Here is a 15,704-nt window from a genome sequence, read left to right as displayed (position 1 = left end):
CGCACGAAAACTATTGGCTATCACTGCCTGCCGCGCTGGCGTACCCTCTGTTTATCGATTTATACATAGGTAACGTCAGGCGATTTTGTCGCCGGCGGGGAGCACTGAAACATGAAAAAAATTGGTTTTCTCTCATTCGGCCACTGGACGCCATCACCCCATTCTGCCACCCGCTCGGCGCAGGATGTACTGCTGCAGTCTATTGACCTTGCGGTGGCGGCAGAAGAGCTGGGGGCCGACGGCGCCTACTTCCGCGTCCACCATTTTGCCCGTCAGCTGAGTTCGCCGTTTCCGCTGCTGGCGGCGGTGGGGGCGAAAACCCGCCGCATTGAAATCGGGACTGGCGTTATTGATATGCGTTATGAAAATCCGCTCTATATGGCAGAAGACGCGGGCGCAGCCGATCTGATTTCCGGCGGCCGTCTGCAGCTCGGACTGAGCCGCGGTTCACCGGAGCAGGTGATTGAGGGGTATCGCTACTTTGGCTTTGATCCCCGCGCCGGCGAGAGCGATGCGGATATGGGACGCCGGCATACCGAGGCGCTGCTGGACGTGCTGCGCGGTGAGGGGTTTGCAAAGCCAAATCCGCAGCCGATGTTCCCGAACCCGCCAGGGCTGCTGCGCCTGGAGCCGTTCTCTGAAGGGCTGCGCGAGCGTATCTGGTGGGGCTCCGGCTCAAACGCCACTGCCGTCTGGGCCGCAGAGCAGGGGATGAACCTGCAGAGTTCTACCCTGAAAGATGATGAAACCGGCGAACCCTTCCATGTGCAGCAGGCACAGCAGATCCGTGCCTACCGTGCAGCCTGGGCTGCCGCAGGCCATCAGCGCACGCCGCGCGTGTCGGTGAGCCGCAGTATCTTTGCGCTGATGAATGATACCGATCGCGCCTATTTTGGCCGCGGTGGTCAGGATCAGGATTCAGTCGGTTTTCTGGATGAGAAGACGCGCGCCATCTTCGGCCGCAGCTATGCAGCCGAGCCGGATCGCCTGATAAAGATGCTGGCAGAAGATGAGGGTATTGCAGAGGCAGATACGCTGCTGCTGACTATTCCAAATCAGCTCGGCGTGGATTACTGCGCGCACGTTATCGACAGCATCCTCACCCACGTCGCCCCGGCGCTCGGCTGGCGTTAACCGGCCGTTTGAAACCAGGGCCGCATAAATGCGGCCCCTACGTTGCATTATCATTCATGGCGCCCTGGCCGCGTATAAAATCAGGGCCGCATAAATGCGGCCCTTACCGCCATTACAGGGGCGCCATTCATGGCGCCCTGACCGCGTATAAAACCAGGGCCGCATAAATGCGGCCCCTACGGTACACCATCATTGTAGGGGCGCCATTCATGGCGCCCTGGCCGCCGATGAAAACCGGCGCCGCTATGTGGTACCGCGCTCCCACCACAGCTTGTCCAGCGCATAATAGCGGTCGCGCTCTTCTTCTGGCTGATTGAGATCGCGCTTCCACGGCTTGGCGAGGATATAGTGCAGGTTTTTAACCTTATCCTGCTGCCACATAGCGCTGTGCTGAAATGGCAGCGTCTTCAGCGCGTTATAGATATAAGAGAGCGGCAGCCAGCGTCCGGCAAACACCTCATTCAGCAGATCCTGCTCGGAGAAGGGATAGCGCTTAAGATCGTCAATCTCCTGCACTTTCTGCTGCAGCCAGCTGAACACAGCGTTATCCGGTTTCAGCACCAGGAAACCGCCATTGAGATAAGCATCAAGCGTGGCGGGCGCCGTTTCACCCCGGTCATGCCAGGTATAGTGACAGTTTTCCGGCTGCCAGCTGGCCGGATAGCTCGCAATCTGGTTTGGATTACAGCGGCAGGCGTGGCAGGCGGCCAGCGCATACTTACCCATATCCAGCGTAAACAGCTCATCCATATTCTGCAGGACCAGCATATCGGCATCCAGAAAGACCACGCGCTCATAGTCGGTCAGCTCCCACGCGCGTAGTTTACTCCACACCTCGCCAAACTGTGCCGAGGCGTAGTGCTGCTCCAGCGCGCTGTCAGGCATCAGCGGTGCGACCGGATGGATCACGCAGCCCGCAGCCTGCAGCGCAGCGCGCGTGTCAGCATCGATTGCATCCGTTACCATCACAACCAGCGGCCAGCGGGTTTCACTGCGCTGAAGCGAACGGTGCAGCGCTTTCACGCCAATAACATAATCGGGCTGCGTCAGCAGCGTTACCCAGGCGAACATACTCTCTCCCTGTACAAACATCAGTCAAAAAGCGCGGTGGTATAGTCGTTACTGAAACGACGGGCAGGATCCAGCGTCTCACGCACCGCGCGGAACGCATCCCACTGTGGATAGATATCGCGCCACTGATAGCGCTGCGGATCGTAATATTTCCCCCAGTGCGGACGTCCGCCTTCGGCAGCCAGCAGCTTCTCCACCTCCGTCAGAAAATGCAGGCCCTCCTGCGACAGCGAGCCATCATCCGCGTAGTAGACCACAAAGCCAAAGAAGCAGGAGGGCTGCTGATGTGACGGGCTCAGCCAGCCCTCCGAGGCGCCGGTGCAGCGCAGGATAATCGGGTAGTGCATATGCGGCTGATGCTCAGCGTACCAGGCTTTGATTTTGCTGATAACCTGCGGCGTTCTATCGAGCGGCACGGCAATTTCTACGTTGATCTGCGGCACCGCAATACCGCGACAAAAAAGCTGATAAATATCGCCGCTGACATCGGTGAAATCGCGGAACCGGGTGACGGTGCGGAACTGTTTACCGCCTTTACCGTGGATTTGCGTATCGCGGTGCATTTGCGCCAGCGTCTGATCGATCGTATGGTTCAGGCTGCTGTCGGCGTTATCGCCATGCTCAATCACCTGACGTCCGTTGGCGTGCCAGGCCTGCGTATCCTCATCGCTCGCCTGTTCAGCGTTCCAGACGTGCATCAGGTTGTCATCGACAAACCACCAGGCTTTGCTCAGCTCATAGTCGCTATTCCACTTCAGCAGATCCTGCTCCAGTCCATCGGCACTGACGGCAAACTTGTAGCAGGTAAATAAGCGAAACGGCTGGGTGCGCAGCGTAACCGCCGTCACGACGCCAAGCGAACCCAGTGCAACCTGCGCTGCCGGAAACTCGGGCTCACCGCGCGTAAACTCGCGTACGCTGCCATCAGCCAGCACCATACGGATGCGCAGCGCTTCATCGGCCAGTGAACTCTGCTGTAAACCCTGACCGTGAGTGCCGGTCGCCAGCGCGCCGGCCAGCGTCTGAACGGCAATCACGCCCGGCGAAGAAGCGAGCATGCGATCGCGTGCGGTTAAGGTGTCGTAAACTTCCTGCAGCAGCGTACCGGCTGCAAAAGTGATGGAATTGTCATCTTCAGCCACCACGCCGGTAAAGGCGCTCAGGTCGAGCAGCAGGTCATCAGGCTGCACGCAGAGCATCCGGCCTGGCGACAGCCGGCTGCCGACCAGACGCACTTTTCCGCGCGTATCGCGCAGCAACTGCTGTAGCTCAGCTTCCGTTTGCGGCTGATGCAGCTGCTGACGCTGGCCCACGACAGAGTTCTGCGCCCAGTTCCACAGGGCGGTATCATGTTCAGTATCCTGGGTGTTGCGTAACGGATAGAGAAGGGCATCTTTGTTCACTTCAGTGTTCCTTAGTCTCAGGTCTGTGACGGTCCCGTTGATGAGATCAAGCGTAGACCATCACAGCGAACCCGCAGACGACGGGGCCTGGCGAATGTAACGCAGCGTTGCCGCCACGGCCAGCTGGCGGTTGCGGCGAATGGTTTCCGCTTCGCTGTCGTCAGGCGTGAACAGCGTATGAAAGGTGTAGCGGTTCGACACATGATGCACGCAGATACTGCTGATCAGGCGGTGCACATCCACGCTGTTAAGGTCGCGGTAAAACAGCCCCTGCTGCTGGCCACGCGTCAGTATCGCTTCAAGCAGATCGAGCGCGCTGCGGTTAAGCGTTTTGATCCGCTCAGACTGCATGATATAGCGCCCGCGCAGCAGGTTCTCGCTGCAGACCAGCCGCATAAAGTCCGGATGCGCCACATGATAATCAAAGCTCGCCTCAACCAGTTTGATCATCGCCTGTTCCGGTTCGAGTGTGGCAAGCTGCAGGCTGGTTTCATGCTCGCGCATGGCGCGATACACCTGCTCCAGCACCTCAATGTAGAGCGCTTCTTTGCTGGTGAAGTGATAAACCACCATGCGTTTCGTGGTCTGCGCCAGCGCTGCAATCTGCTCCATGCGCGCGCCCGGCAGGCCATATTCGGCGAAAACAGAGAGCGCAGCCGCAATGATACGGCGCTTTAATCCTTCCGGATCATTTTTGCGTTTACCGGGGGTCTCAGACATGGTTTTCACAGCGTTGATTAAAAACCCCATGATAACACAGGCATACTCCAGCCCGGACAGCAGTACGTGTGGCGCGAAGCCAGCGGTGAATTTCAGGCCGTAAGGAGCGAATTTAGAGAGCGCGCAGAGAGGAGATCATTTTTACTATAGGGCTGTTTTTTAGACGCAGTTCAGGAGAAATTATGTCAGTTCCCTCTTTAATCAGTACCAAAGAAGCTTCCCGGCTTAGCGCCTATGCGATGGGCATCGGCAGTGAATTAAATATGAAAGATGTTACCCGGCCAAAAAGTATGCTGGAGCGTGTTGTTGATATTTTTACATTTGGCGGAGTCAGAAGAGAAAAGGAGGAAGTCTATAAGTCAGTGATAGCTCAACTCAGAACCGAACTTCGTGATAGAAAAGCTACGCCAGATTCACTGCAAAATATGGAAAAAATAGAGCTACATCTTAATAAAATGGATATTACGTTAAGGCCTGATAGTCGGTATAACGTAATGCAGATTATCGTATCCAGAGGAAGCGAAAAGGCAGAGGGTTTTGTACCTGACAGCAATTTTACTGCTCTCTGTTCATCGATCATGCTCAGAGAAAAATTAGGGCTCAGCAGGGATAATGATCTTCTTATGCCATCAGGAGAAATTAATCTTACAGATATTCATGAAGCTAATTTGAATGCGAAGGATATTTTTTCGATTCTTAGTAATGTGCCTCCTCAGATAAAATTAATTACAACTGAAGAGAATACAGATAGGTTAAAACGTGAATATGATGAATTATCAGGAATGAATAATAATACTAAACCTTCTGTTAGCAATGAACCAGAACCAAAGATAAATACCTTAGAAAAAAGCATAACAAACAATGATATAGTTTCTTTTATCGAATTTCGAAAAAATTCTGAGTCTGATCTCGGTCCTGCTACAGGATGTTCTTCGAGTATATATTCAGACAGCGACACGTTGAGTCAATATTCCACGCTTGAAGGAGATACCGAAAGCAATACAACTCTTTATCACAATATGCGAAACCGCAAAGACATGTCGATTAAAGTGAGTTAACTCTTCCATTGCTACCAAAGCCTGACCCTTCTGGCCAGCCTGATACATCACCAGCCAGTACCACATCAAAACGCAACATAGCAAAAAGCCCGCTCAGGTTTCCCTGAGCGGGCTTTTCTAATTCTGGCTCCTCTGACTGGACTCGAACCAGTGACATACGGATTAACAGTCCGCCGTTCTACCGACTGAACTACAGAGGAATCGTGTGAACGAGGCGAATAGTAGCGAGCCCGATCCCGCTTGTCAAAGCCGTACTGCACACTTTTGGTTTAAGTGCGCGCAAAAGCACCATTCTGCTGCTTTTCTGCCTGATATGGTGGCAAAGCAAACTGCCAACAGGATCTCACTTCAGAGGCATTTCCGCTGAGATGTTAGAGGCGTGTCAAATTTTTGCGGTTTGCTGATTTTAAAACAACCGTTTCAGTGCTTTTATGATGAAAATTTCATATGAAGCAAGTATGAAACAAATGAACTGCTTATCATCACGCCGGAAACTATTTTTTACCCGGTGGCGGTGACAGCAAAATTAACCTGTTGATAAGGAGCGCGTTCTTCAGAACAACATCAGCTGGCTTCAGCGCGAAAAGTGCAACTATCCAAAATCTGTACCCATAAATAACGCCAGCCGCGGTGCGCAAAGGCAAAAAATTTTTTTCATTTACCTGATGCATCATGCTGTGCGTGCGTTAACCAACAATAAGAAGGTAGAAGGTGCCCTATGAAATTTAAAAAAGCGTTAGTCACTTCCCTGTTGGCCTGCATGTTGCCCGCTGCGGTTATGGCGAAAGATCTGCAGGTTGGCGTCTCAATGGCGCTGTTTGACGACAATTTCCTGACCATTCTGCGCACGGCCATGCAGAAAGAGATGCAGAAAGATAACGTAAAAGGCCAGCTGGAAGATGCCAAAGGGGATGTGTCACAGCAGCTGCAGCAGGTACAGAACTTTATCGGACAGGGCGTGGACGCCATCATCGTCAACCCGGTGGATACCAACGCCGTGAAACCGATTATGGACGCGGCGAAAAAAGCCAACATTCCGCTGATCTTCGTTAACCGTAAACCTGCCGGTGAACTCACGGACAAGATGGCGTATGTCGGCTCAGACTCCGAGCTGGCGGGTCGCCTGCAGATGGAAGCGCTGGCTAAAGCGATGAACGGCAAAGGCAACGTGGCGATCCTGATGGGCGATTTAGCGAACGAATCAACGCGCGACCGCACCAAAGGGGTGGAAGCGGTGGTCGCGAAATATCCCGATATCAAAGTGGTGCAGAAACAGACCGCAAAATTCACCCGTAACGACGCGGTGGATGTGGTCAGCAACTGGATGACCGCCGGCGATGACATCCAGGCTATCGCCTCTAACAACGATGAAATGGCGATTGGCGCACTGCAGGCGCTGGGTAAAAACCCGAACCATATCCTGATCGCCGGCGTGGATGGCACCCCGGATGCGCTGCAGATGCTGAAAAACGGCAAAATGGTCGCCACGGTTTTCCAGGATGCCAGCGGGCAGGGTGCAGGCGCAGTGCGGGCTGCGGTGAGCCTCGCAAAAGGGGAGAAAGTTGAGAAAGTGATCAACATCCCTTACCAGCTGATCACCAAAGAGAACATGGCGCAGTTTGAGAATCGCAACCAGAAATAACCGCTCTCCCCTTAAGCCGTATGGAGGTGATGTATGACCGCTTTTGCGCTTGAAGCCGAAGGCATCAGCAAGTTCTTCCCCGGAGTGAAGGCGCTCGATAACGTCTCACTGCGAATCAGGCCGGGGTCGGTACATGCCCTGATGGGCGAGAATGGCGCAGGCAAATCCACGCTGATGAAATGCCTTATCGGGATTTACCGTCCCGATAAGGGCACTATTCGCATCAAAGGGGAACCCGTGCAGTTTCAGGACACCATGGACGCGCTGCGTTCCGGCATCTCGATGATCCATCAGGAGCTGAACCTGGTACCGCATATGACCGTGGCGGAGAACATCTGGCTCGGGCGTGAACCGATGAAGTTTGGCTTCGTCGATCACGCCCTGCTAAACCGCCAGACGCAGGAGTTGCTCAACAAACTCAATATTCGCCTCAAAGCGGATCGCATGGTGGGCGAGCTGAGCATTGCGGCACAGCAGATGGTGGAGATTGCCAAAGCGGTATCGTGGAACTCTGACGTGGTGATCATGGATGAACCCACCTCCGCGCTGACCGAAACCGAAGTGGCGCACCTGTTCACTATCATTCGCGACCTGCGGGCGCAGGGCAAGGCGATTATCTATATCAGCCATAAGATGGATGAGATTTTTACCATTACCGATGAGATCAGCATCTTCCGCGACGGCACCTGGGTCGGCAGCAACGATACCAGCGCGTTTACGCGGCAGTCGCTGATCACCCAGATGGTAGGGCGTGAGCTCACCCAGCTGTTCCCTAAATTCAACGGCACCATCGGCGACGATGTGCTGACGGTGCGCGGCCTGAGCAGCAAAGAGCGCTTTAGCGATATCAGCTTCAGCGTGCGCAGGGGAGAAATTCTGGGCGTGGCCGGGCTGGTGGGCGCAGGGCGCAGTGAGGTGATGGAGAGCCTGTTTGGCATGGAGAGCTACGACAGCGGTGAAGTGCTGATTGACGGCGTGCCGGTCAGCATCGATTCGCCCTCCACGGCCATCGAGAAAGGCATGGCGTTTCTGACCGAGGATCGCAAGAAGTCAGGGCTGTTTCTGGTTCTTTCAGTAATGGAGAACATGAGCATCGTTAACATGCCCGGTTACACCGGCAAAAGCGGCTTTGTCAGCCATGTGAAAATGGCGCAGGACTGTATGGAGCAGATCCGCAAGCTCAATATCAAAACCCCGACCATGGATCAGATCATCAATAACCTCAGCGGCGGTAACCAGCAGAAAGTGCTGATTGCGCGCTGGCTGCTGGCACAGCCGAAGATCCTGATTCTGGACGAACCGACCCGCGGCATCGATGTGGGAGCCAAAGCAGAGATCTACCGCCTGATCAGCGAACTCGCTAATCGCGGCGTCGCTATCATCATGGTCTCCTCTGAGCTGCCGGAAATTCTCGGCATGAGTGACCGCATCATGGTGATGCACGGCGGGCGCATAACCGGCATCCTCAGTAAAGAAGAGGCCGATCAGGAAACCATTTTGTCGCTGGCATCTGAGTGAGGCTTGAGATCCCTATGAATAATGTAAAAGCTACGGCCGCGCAGGCCACTGAACAAAGCTCCTTCTTCAGTAATCTGCGCCACAAGCTGCCGAAAGATACCGGCATTTTTGTGGTGATGTTAGGCATTGCGCTGATTTTTGAAATTGCCGGCTGGTACGTACGCGACCAGTCTTTTCTGCTCAACACCAACCGTTTAGTTCTGATTGTGCTGCAGGTCGCCATCATCGGTATTATCGCGGTCGGCGTTACGCAGGTCATTATCACCACCGGTATCGATCTCTCCTCCGGCTCCGTTATCGCCCTGACGGCGGTGGTGGCGGCAAGCCTGGCGCAAACCTCAGAAAGCCTGTCGCCGATGTTTCCCTCGCTGGTTAACCTGCCTGCGGCTATCCCTATTGGCGCCGGTATTGGCGTCGGGCTGCTGTGCGGCGTCATCAACGGCGTGCTGATCACCCGCACCGGTATTCCGCCCTTTATCGCCACGCTGGGGATGATGGTGTCCGCGCGCGGTCTGGCGCAGTACTATACGCAGGGTAATCCGATCAGCTTTCTGTCAGACAGCTTTACCTCGATTGGTCAGGGCGCCATGCCGGTTATCATCTTCCTGGTGGTGGCGTTCCTGTTCCACATCGCGCTGAAACATACCCGCTACGGCAAATATGTCTATGCGATTGGCGGCAACATGACGTCAGCTAAAGTGTCCGGCATCAACGTTAACAAGTATCTGATCATTGTCTACACCATCGCCGGCGCGCTCTCGGGCCTGGCAGGCGTCGTACTGGCAGCACGCGTCAGCAGCGGCCAGTCAAGCATGGGGATGGCGTATGAGCTGGATGCTATCGCCGCAGCGGTTATCGGCGGCAGCAGCCTGATGGGTGGCGTAGGGCGTATCACCGGCACGCTGATCGGCGCCGTGATCCTGGGACTTATCAAAAGCGGCTTTACCTTCGTGGGCGTGGACGCCTATGTACAGGACATCATCAAAGGCATGATCATTGTGGCTGCGGTTTCCATTGATATGCATCGCAACCGCAAAAAACGCTGAGTCACCTCGCTCTGCGACACGGCTGACCCTGGCATAACCGGGGTCAGGCCGGAGGCGGCACGCGACGCTACCGCCTCTCCGTCATCACTTTTTTGCACGTCTGCCTTGCAGGTTTTGCACCAGCAGAGTGCATGCCATCCTCCGCTTTACCCGCCCGCTGCGGCATCAGCACACTCTGTTTCCTTTCGGGCAATCACAAAAGCTTATTTTCCAGTCTCTTAATTACCACTGTCCGCCGTTTTTTTCCGCGATGAAATAACTGGCCTGCTTATTGCAAAACTCTGTTTATCGGCCAGCAGGCTACGCGCCCTTCAGGGGTTAACCGGATTGACGGAGGCAACATGAACTTAAGACGGCTGAAATATTTTGTGAACATCGTCGATATCGGCAGCCTGACCCGCGCCGCCGAAGTGCTGCACATTGCGCAACCGGCGCTCAGTCAGCAGGTGGCGACGCTGGAGAGCGAGCTGGATCAGCAGCTGCTGATCCGCACCAAGCGCGGCGTAACGCCTACCGACGCGGGTAAAATCCTCTATGCGCACGCCCGCACCATATTGCGCCAGTGTGAACAGGCGCAGGCCGCCGTCAGCAAAGCGGGCCAGACGCTGAGCGGACAGGTTTCTATTGGTCTCGCACCCGGCACGGCCGCCTCTTCTCTGACCATGCCGCTGCTGCAGACCGTGCGCGAGCAGTATCCGGACGTGCTGGTGTATCTGCATGAAAACAGCGGCAGTTCGCTGAATGATAAAGTGCTGAACGGTCAGCTCGATATGGCCGTGCTCTACGATCGCTCGCCGGCGGCTGGCGTGACCAGCCTGCCGCTGCTGAAAGAGGAGCTCTATCTGGTCGGCGCCACCGCCTGTCCGGGATCGGCGGTGGATCTGGCCGACGTGGCGCAGATGAACCTGTTCCTGCCGCGCGACTACAGCGCGGTGCGCAAGCGGGTAGACGAAGCGTTTTCACTGCGCCGCCTGAGCGCGCGCATCATCGGCGAAATTGAATCGATCGCCACCCTGACCGCCGCGATCTCCAGCGGGCTGGGCGTAACCGTGCTGCCTGAATCCGCGGCCCGGGCGCTGGTCAGCTCAACGCACGCCTGGATGGCGCGCATTACCTCACCGTCGCTGACGCTGCCGCTGTCGCTGAATATGTCTGCGCAGCTGCCGCTCTCACCTGCGGCGCAGGCGGTCAAAACCATACTGCTGTCGCTGCTGAATAAGCCAGCGGTTGCCGATCGCGAGCTGATGCTGGTGGGCTAAAAACCACAGCATCGCGATAACGCTCTTTATTACTAAACCGCATAACAGGCGGTTTTTTATTATTTGTTGTATTGACGCCTGCTCCCTACCATGGCGAAAACCGTGCCAGAAGGGAGAGAGGGTGTGAATTTCCAGCAACTTAAAATTATTCGGGAAGCCGCCCGCTGCGACTTCAATCTGACTGAAGTCGCCAACACGCTGTTTACCTCGCAGTCAGGGGTCAGCCGGCATATCCGCGATCTGGAAGATGAGCTGGGCGTAGAGATATTTATCCGGCGCGGAAAACGTTTGCTGGGCATGACGGAGCCGGGCAAAGCGCTGCTGACCATAGCCGAACGCATTCTCGATGAGGCGGGCAAGGTGCGGCGTCTGGCCGATGTGTTTACCAATGAGACCAGCGGCGTGCTGACGATCGCCACCACCCATACCCAGGCGCGTTACAGCCTGCCGCGCGTCATCAAAGCGTTCCGCCAGCTCTATCCCAACGTGCGGCTGGAGCTGAATCAGGGCTCGCCGCAGGAGATTGTCGCCATGCTGCTGGCCGGGGAAGCGGATGTCGGTATCGCCTCCGAACAGCTGGTTAACCACGCCAGCCTGGCGGCTTTCCCCTGGTTCAGCTGGCATCACTCGCTGCTGGTGCCGCCCGGGCATAAACTGCTGCAGCAGCAGCCGGTGTCGCTTGAAAGCCTGAGCGCCTGGCCGTTAATCACCTACCGACAGGGGATCACCGGTCGTTCACGCGTGGATCGGGCGTTTCAGGCGGCCAGCCTGCGGCCCGATATTGTGCTGAGCGCGCAGGATTCTGATGTGGTGAAAACCTATGTTGAGCTGGGGCTGGGTGTTGGCGTACTCGCCGATCAGGCGTGTGATATCTATCAGGGCGAAAACCTGGTCAAGATTGATGCCCGTCACCTGTTTGAAGCTAACACCGTCTGGCTTGGTCTGAAGCGCGGACAGCTGCAGCGCAACTATGTCTGGCAGTTTCTGGAGCTCTGCAACGCTAATTTGTCGCTGGAGGAGATCAGGCGACAGGCGCTCTCCTATGAGAGTGAAGAAGAGCCGGCGCTCGATTTTCAGATCTGAGGCTGTCAGGCTCGGCAGCGGTGTGGCACTCTTCTTCTGCATTCACTAAGGGAGAACCGCATGAGCATGACGTTGCGTGATATTACGGCGGCCGACGCCGCAGCGGGCCATGCCCTGACGCAGCAGGCGGGCTGGCCACACCGTCCTGAGGACTGGCAGCAGCTGATTGCGCTGGGTGAAGGCGTGGTGATGGAGGAGGCGGGACGACTCTCCGGCTGCGCGCTTGGCTGGCGCTGGGGAAGCAGCGCAGCCACCATTGGCCTGGTGGTGGTGGACCAGCAGGCGCGCGGACGCGGTATCGGCCGCAAGTTAATGCAGGCGCTGATTACGCGCTTCGCCGGCTGCACGCTGCGCCTGCATGCAACGGAAATGGGCAAAGGGCTTTATGCACAGCTGGGATTCAGGGAGTGCGGTCAGGTATGGCAGTACCAGACGGCGGCATTAGCCGCGCCTCCCGCTATAGCGCTGCCGCCAGCGCTAAGCCTGGAGCCGGCATGCAGCGCAGCCTGTGCGGAACTCTGCACGCCCGACTGGCAGGCGACCGGCCTGCAGCGTGCGCGTCTGCTGCAGCAGTTGCTGCCCGGCAGCGTGCTGGCACGCGATGCGCAGGGAGTACAGGGTTTTGCCAGCCTGCGTCGCTTTGGCCGCGGCTGGACCATCGGCCCGGTTATCGCCCGGGACGGCAGCGTGGCGCAGGCGCTCGTTGCCGCGCTGCTGCAGACGCTGACCGGTCAGTTTGTCCGGCTGGATACGCCAGACGCCGGGCTGGCAGAGTGGCTGGCAACGCTGGGTCTGCAGCAGGTCGATGCGCCGCACATTATGGTGCACGGCACCCCCTGGCGCCCGACAGAGGAGATGCACTGTTTTGCGCTGGTCTCCCCGGCGCTGGGTTAGGCAGCCAGCGGGCGCAGTCAGGCCATAATCCGGCAGATCCTCTGCACGCCCGTTTCTGTCAGCTACCCTTAAAAGCTGACAACAGCCTTTAAGGGAGCAGCGGGATGAGTAAAAAAACCAGCGATTTTTTTGTCGAGCGCCTGCAGGCGTGGGGCGTCACGCGCATTTATGGCTATCCGGGCGATGGCATCAACGGCGTGCTGGGCGCTATCCAGCGCGCCAATAAAGCGGGTGCCGGCATTGAGTTTATCCAGGTGCGGCATGAAGAGATGGCAGCATTTATGGCTGCCGGCCACGCCAAATTTACCGGTGAGCCTGGCGTCTGCCTCTCCACCGGCGGGCCGGGCGCTACCCACCTGCTGACTGGTCTTTACGATGCGAAAATGGATCATGCACCGGTGCTGGCGATCGCCGGACAGGCTGAAGTGACCGCGCGCGGCGCCAGCTATCAGCAGGAGATGAACCTCGATCGTGTGTTTGCTGATGTCGCTAATTTTGTTCAGGAAGCGGCCGCACCGGCGCAGATCCAGCATCTGGTCGATCGCGGCGTGCGCATTGCGAAAGCGCAGAACGGCGTAGCGGTGCTGATCCTGCCGAAAGATATTCAGGATGAAACCTGGCAGCCACCGCAGCACGCGCACGGTTTTACCCACTCCGGTCCTGGCTATCAGCGTCCGAAAATCGTGCCGTATGAAGCAGATCTGCAGCGTGCGGCAGAGGTCCTCAACGCCGGCAGCAAGGTGGCGATCCTGATCGGTGCAGGTGCGCGCGGCGCGGCAGTGGAAGTGGTGCAGGTTGCGAATCTGCTCGGCGCGGGCGTCGCCAAAGCGCTGCTGGGTAAAGATGTGCTGCCGGACGATGCGCCGTTTGTCACCGGATCAATCGGCCTGCTCGGCACTAAACCGTCGTGGGATCTGATGCAGGAGTGCGACACGCTGCTGATGATCGGCACCGGCTTCCCGTGGACCGAGTTTTTACCTGCCGAGGGCAAAGTGCGGGCGGTACAGATTGATATCGATCCGGCGATGCTGGGCCTGCGCTATCCCTGTGAAGTCAACCTGCACGGGGATAGCGCCGAAACGCTGCGGGCGCTGATCCCGCTGCTGCAGCACAAAAGCGATCGCCACTGGCAGGAGCAGATTGCGCTGCAGGTGCGCGACTGGTGGCAGCTGATGGAGGAGCGGGCGCTGGCGCCGGCTAATCCGGTTAATCCACAGCGGGTAGTGTGGGAGATGTCGCCACAGCTGCCGGACAACGCTATTGTCACCTCGGATTCCGGCTCCTGCGCCAACTGGTTTGCGCGCGACTATCGCGTGAAGCAGGGGCAGCGCGCCACGCTCTCCGGCGGTCTCGCCTGTATGGGTGCCGCTGTACCGTTCGCTATCGCCGCTAAGTTTGCTTATCCCGATAAACCGGTTGTGGCGCTGGTCGGAGACGGGGCGATGCAGATGAATAATATGGCTGAGCTGATCACTATTCAGAAATACTGGCAGCAGTGGGACGATCCACGGCTGATCGTCTGCGTGTTTAACAACCAGGATCTTAATCAGGTGACCTGGGAGCAGCGCGTGATGGAAGGCAATCCGCGCTTCGAGGCGTCACAGCAGCTGCCCGATGTACCCTACGCGCGTTTTGCCGAGAGTCTTGGCCTGCAGGGGATCGTGGTGGATAATCCGGATGAGTTAGCCGCCGCCTGGCAGCAGGCGCTGAGCGCAAACCGCCCGGTGGTGCTGGAGGTGAAAACCGATCCGGAAGTCGCACCGCTGCCGCCGCATATCACCTTTAAGCAGGCGAAATCCTTTATGGCCTCCATGGTTAAAGGCGATCGCGGCGTGGCACAGATTATCGGTGACACCGCCAGTCAGCTTATCCGCCCCAAACGCTGATTCCGCCAGGTATCTGTCGGTTATCCGGGCGCCATAAATGGCGCCCCTGCGGGGTTATGTTCGGGGGCGATAAATAACGTATCCCCCGGTGCTCGCAGGGGACGCATTAATGCGTCCCTGGCGTCGTTTATGCGTCCCTGGCGTCGTTTATGCGCCATGCCCGGTTGTTACCAGGGCGCCATAAATGGCGCCCCTACGGGGTTATGTGCAGATGCGATAAATAACGCATCTCCGGTGCCGCCGTGGGGGACGCATTAATGCGTCCCTGGCGTCGTTTATGCGCCCCTGACATCATCTATTCACCCCCGCATCCTTTAAATGTCTCGTCTCTCCTCGTACAAACAACCGGTCCAGCTCCCACTTCAATGGATTCTCTGCAATATAACGGCGAACTGCAGACAGCTCCTGTTCCGAGCGGATAACGCGGTCATAAAAGCCACGCTGCCAGACAGGCGTTCCGAGCTGGCGGGAAATACCCGCTTTAAAGTGATTAATAATGGCTGATAAACAACAGATATTACCCGGCTGAAGCCAGATGATGCCGTGCAGGTGATTGGGCATCACAATAAATGTATCGGTTGCCAGCGTGTTATAACGGGCAGAAAGGCGCTCCCACTCTTCGGCAACACAAAGGCCGGACGGCGAAGCGTGCATACTGCCGGACAGGATCTCACCCAGCAGCAGCGCACGCTGTCGGGTGACCAGGGTAATGAAATAAGCGCCGGGCGTACGATAATCAAATTGCGTCAGGCGCGGATTTTTTCGGTTTCGCATTGTGCCTCCTTGCGCCTTTATTCTCTCTTTTCAGCGCAGAAAGGCGAGTCAGCCACGTTAACGATGCGAGATGTCGCGAAAAAGAAAACGGTGCCGGTTGTTACCAGGGCGCCATAAATGGCGCCCCTACAAAGTTGTGTTCGGGCGCGATAAATAACGCATCTCCGGTGCCGGTAGGGGACGCATTTATGCGTCCCTGGATTCGTTTATGTGGAC

13 protein-coding genes and 1 tRNA gene are annotated in these 15,704 nt (G+C 56.9%); 9 read left to right on the top strand and 5 right to left on the bottom strand.

Annotated features, from left to right (window positions below; genetic code table 11):
• Nucleotides 1–111: 111 nt before the first annotated feature.
• Nucleotides 112–1,134 carry an LLM class flavin-dependent oxidoreductase gene (locus tag B4056_RS16680; RefSeq protein ID WP_113655044.1) on the top strand — a complete coding sequence of 341 codons (1,023 nt, stop codon included), beginning with the start codon at nucleotides 112–114 and terminating at the stop codon, nucleotides 1,132–1,134.
• 243 nt (nucleotides 1,135–1,377) lie between these two features.
• Here B4056_RS16680 and B4056_RS16675 read toward each other — a convergent pair whose 3' ends face one another.
• Genes B4056_RS16675 through B4056_RS16665 form a run of 3 tightly spaced genes read right to left on the bottom strand, consistent with a single transcriptional unit; the run spans nucleotide 1,378 to nucleotide 4,328 of the window.
• Complete coding sequence (locus B4056_RS16675; RefSeq protein WP_094112141.1) at nucleotides 1,378–2,205, bottom strand: glycosyltransferase family 8 protein; 828 nt, start codon at nucleotides 2,203–2,205, stop codon at nucleotides 1,378–1,380.
• Between the two features lie 20 nt (nucleotides 2,206–2,225).
• Nucleotides 2,226–3,608, bottom strand: coding sequence for a D-arabinono-1,4-lactone oxidase (locus tag B4056_RS16670; protein WP_094112142.1), 1,383 nt, complete (start codon nucleotides 3,606–3,608; stop codon nucleotides 2,226–2,228).
• A gap of 60 nt (nucleotides 3,609–3,668) precedes the next feature.
• Nucleotides 3,669–4,328, bottom strand: coding sequence for a TetR family transcriptional regulator (locus tag B4056_RS16665; RefSeq protein ID WP_104085360.1), 660 nt, complete (start codon nucleotides 4,326–4,328; stop codon nucleotides 3,669–3,671).
• Nucleotides 4,329–4,510: 182 nt separating this feature from the next.
• Here B4056_RS16665 and B4056_RS16660 point away from each other — a divergent pair, with 182 nt between their 5' ends.
• On the top strand, nucleotides 4,511–5,386 hold the full coding sequence (locus B4056_RS16660; protein WP_288655392.1) for a hypothetical protein: 876 nt from the start codon (nucleotides 4,511–4,513) through the stop codon (nucleotides 5,384–5,386).
• A gap of 124 nt (nucleotides 5,387–5,510) precedes the next feature.
• Here B4056_RS16660 and B4056_RS16655 read toward each other — a convergent pair.
• A tRNA-Asn gene (locus tag B4056_RS16655) sits at nucleotides 5,511–5,586 on the bottom strand.
• Between the two features lie 518 nt (nucleotides 5,587–6,104).
• On the opposite strand from B4056_RS16655, the gene B4056_RS16650 reads away from it, so the two are divergent.
• The 7 genes from B4056_RS16650 (at nucleotide 6,105) to B4056_RS16620 (ending at nucleotide 14,714) form a co-directional block, all read left to right on the top strand.
• Complete coding sequence (locus B4056_RS16650; protein WP_039385265.1) at nucleotides 6,105–7,028, top strand: sugar ABC transporter substrate-binding protein; 924 nt, start codon at nucleotides 6,105–6,107, stop codon at nucleotides 7,026–7,028.
• Between the two features lie 33 nt (nucleotides 7,029–7,061).
• Nucleotides 7,062–8,546, top strand: a complete 1,485-nt coding sequence (locus tag B4056_RS16645) for a sugar ABC transporter ATP-binding protein (RefSeq protein ID WP_039385263.1) — start codon at nucleotides 7,062–7,064, stop codon at nucleotides 8,544–8,546.
• Between the two features lie 14 nt (nucleotides 8,547–8,560).
• Nucleotides 8,561–9,592 (top strand): ABC transporter permease, encoded by a 1,032-nt coding sequence (locus B4056_RS16640; protein ID WP_113655045.1) that lies wholly within the window; start codon nucleotides 8,561–8,563, stop codon nucleotides 9,590–9,592.
• A 341-nt stretch (nucleotides 9,593–9,933) separates the two neighbouring features.
• A complete protein-coding gene (nac, locus tag B4056_RS16635; protein WP_094112144.1) occupies nucleotides 9,934–10,851 on the top strand; it encodes a nitrogen assimilation transcriptional regulator NAC in 918 nt (305 codons plus the stop codon).
• Between the two features lie 123 nt (nucleotides 10,852–10,974).
• Complete coding sequence (cbl, locus tag B4056_RS16630) at nucleotides 10,975–11,934, top strand: HTH-type transcriptional regulator Cbl (protein WP_094112145.1); 960 nt, start codon at nucleotides 10,975–10,977, stop codon at nucleotides 11,932–11,934.
• A gap of 60 nt (nucleotides 11,935–11,994) precedes the next feature.
• Nucleotides 11,995–12,828, top strand: a complete 834-nt coding sequence (locus B4056_RS16625; protein ID WP_150034264.1) for a GNAT family N-acetyltransferase — start codon at nucleotides 11,995–11,997, stop codon at nucleotides 12,826–12,828.
• A 104-nt stretch (nucleotides 12,829–12,932) separates the two neighbouring features.
• Nucleotides 12,933–14,714 carry a thiamine pyrophosphate-requiring protein gene (locus tag B4056_RS16620; RefSeq protein ID WP_094112147.1) on the top strand — a complete coding sequence of 594 codons (1,782 nt, stop codon included), beginning with the start codon at nucleotides 12,933–12,935 and terminating at the stop codon, nucleotides 14,712–14,714.
• 291 nt (nucleotides 14,715–15,005) lie between these two features.
• Here B4056_RS16620 and B4056_RS16615 read toward each other — a convergent pair whose 3' ends face one another.
• Nucleotides 15,006–15,488: a transposase gene (locus B4056_RS16615; RefSeq protein WP_288655384.1), complete on the bottom strand. Its 483-nt coding sequence runs from the start codon at nucleotides 15,486–15,488 to the stop codon at nucleotides 15,006–15,008.
• Nucleotides 15,489–15,704: the final 216 nt, after the last annotated feature.

This window comes from Pantoea sp. UBA7232 (assembly GCF_002473195.1).
Lineage (GTDB): Bacteria > Pseudomonadota > Gammaproteobacteria > Enterobacterales > Enterobacteriaceae > Pantoea > Pantoea eucrina.
This window is presented reverse-complemented; position numbering and strand designations above follow the sequence as displayed.

Excerpts from the sequence above, each read along its gene's own strand:
- B4056_RS16680 (WP_113655044.1), top strand. The coding sequence starts at position 112 with ATGAAAAAAATTGGTTTTCTCTCATTCGGCCACTGGACGCCATCACCC.
- B4056_RS16675 (WP_094112141.1), bottom strand. The coding sequence starts at position 2,205 with ATGTTCGCCTGGGTAACGCTGCTGACGCAGCCCGATTATGTTATTGGC.
- B4056_RS16665 (WP_104085360.1), bottom strand. The coding sequence starts at position 4,328 with ATGTCTGAGACCCCCGGTAAACGCAAAAATGATCCGGAAGGATTAAAG.
- B4056_RS16660 (WP_288655392.1), top strand. The coding sequence starts at position 4,511 with ATGTCAGTTCCCTCTTTAATCAGTACCAAAGAAGCTTCCCGGCTTAGC.
- B4056_RS16650 (WP_039385265.1), top strand. The coding sequence starts at position 6,105 with ATGAAATTTAAAAAAGCGTTAGTCACTTCCCTGTTGGCCTGCATGTTG.
- B4056_RS16645 (WP_039385263.1), top strand. The coding sequence starts at position 7,062 with ATGACCGCTTTTGCGCTTGAAGCCGAAGGCATCAGCAAGTTCTTCCCC.
- B4056_RS16640 (WP_113655045.1), top strand. The coding sequence starts at position 8,561 with ATGAATAATGTAAAAGCTACGGCCGCGCAGGCCACTGAACAAAGCTCC.
- nac (WP_094112144.1), top strand. The coding sequence starts at position 9,934 with ATGAACTTAAGACGGCTGAAATATTTTGTGAACATCGTCGATATCGGC.
- B4056_RS16625 (WP_150034264.1), top strand. The coding sequence starts at position 11,995 with ATGAGCATGACGTTGCGTGATATTACGGCGGCCGACGCCGCAGCGGGC.
- B4056_RS16620 (WP_094112147.1), top strand. The coding sequence starts at position 12,933 with ATGAGTAAAAAAACCAGCGATTTTTTTGTCGAGCGCCTGCAGGCGTGG.
- B4056_RS16615 (WP_288655384.1), bottom strand. The coding sequence starts at position 15,488 with ATGCGAAACCGAAAAAATCCGCGCCTGACGCAATTTGATTATCGTACG.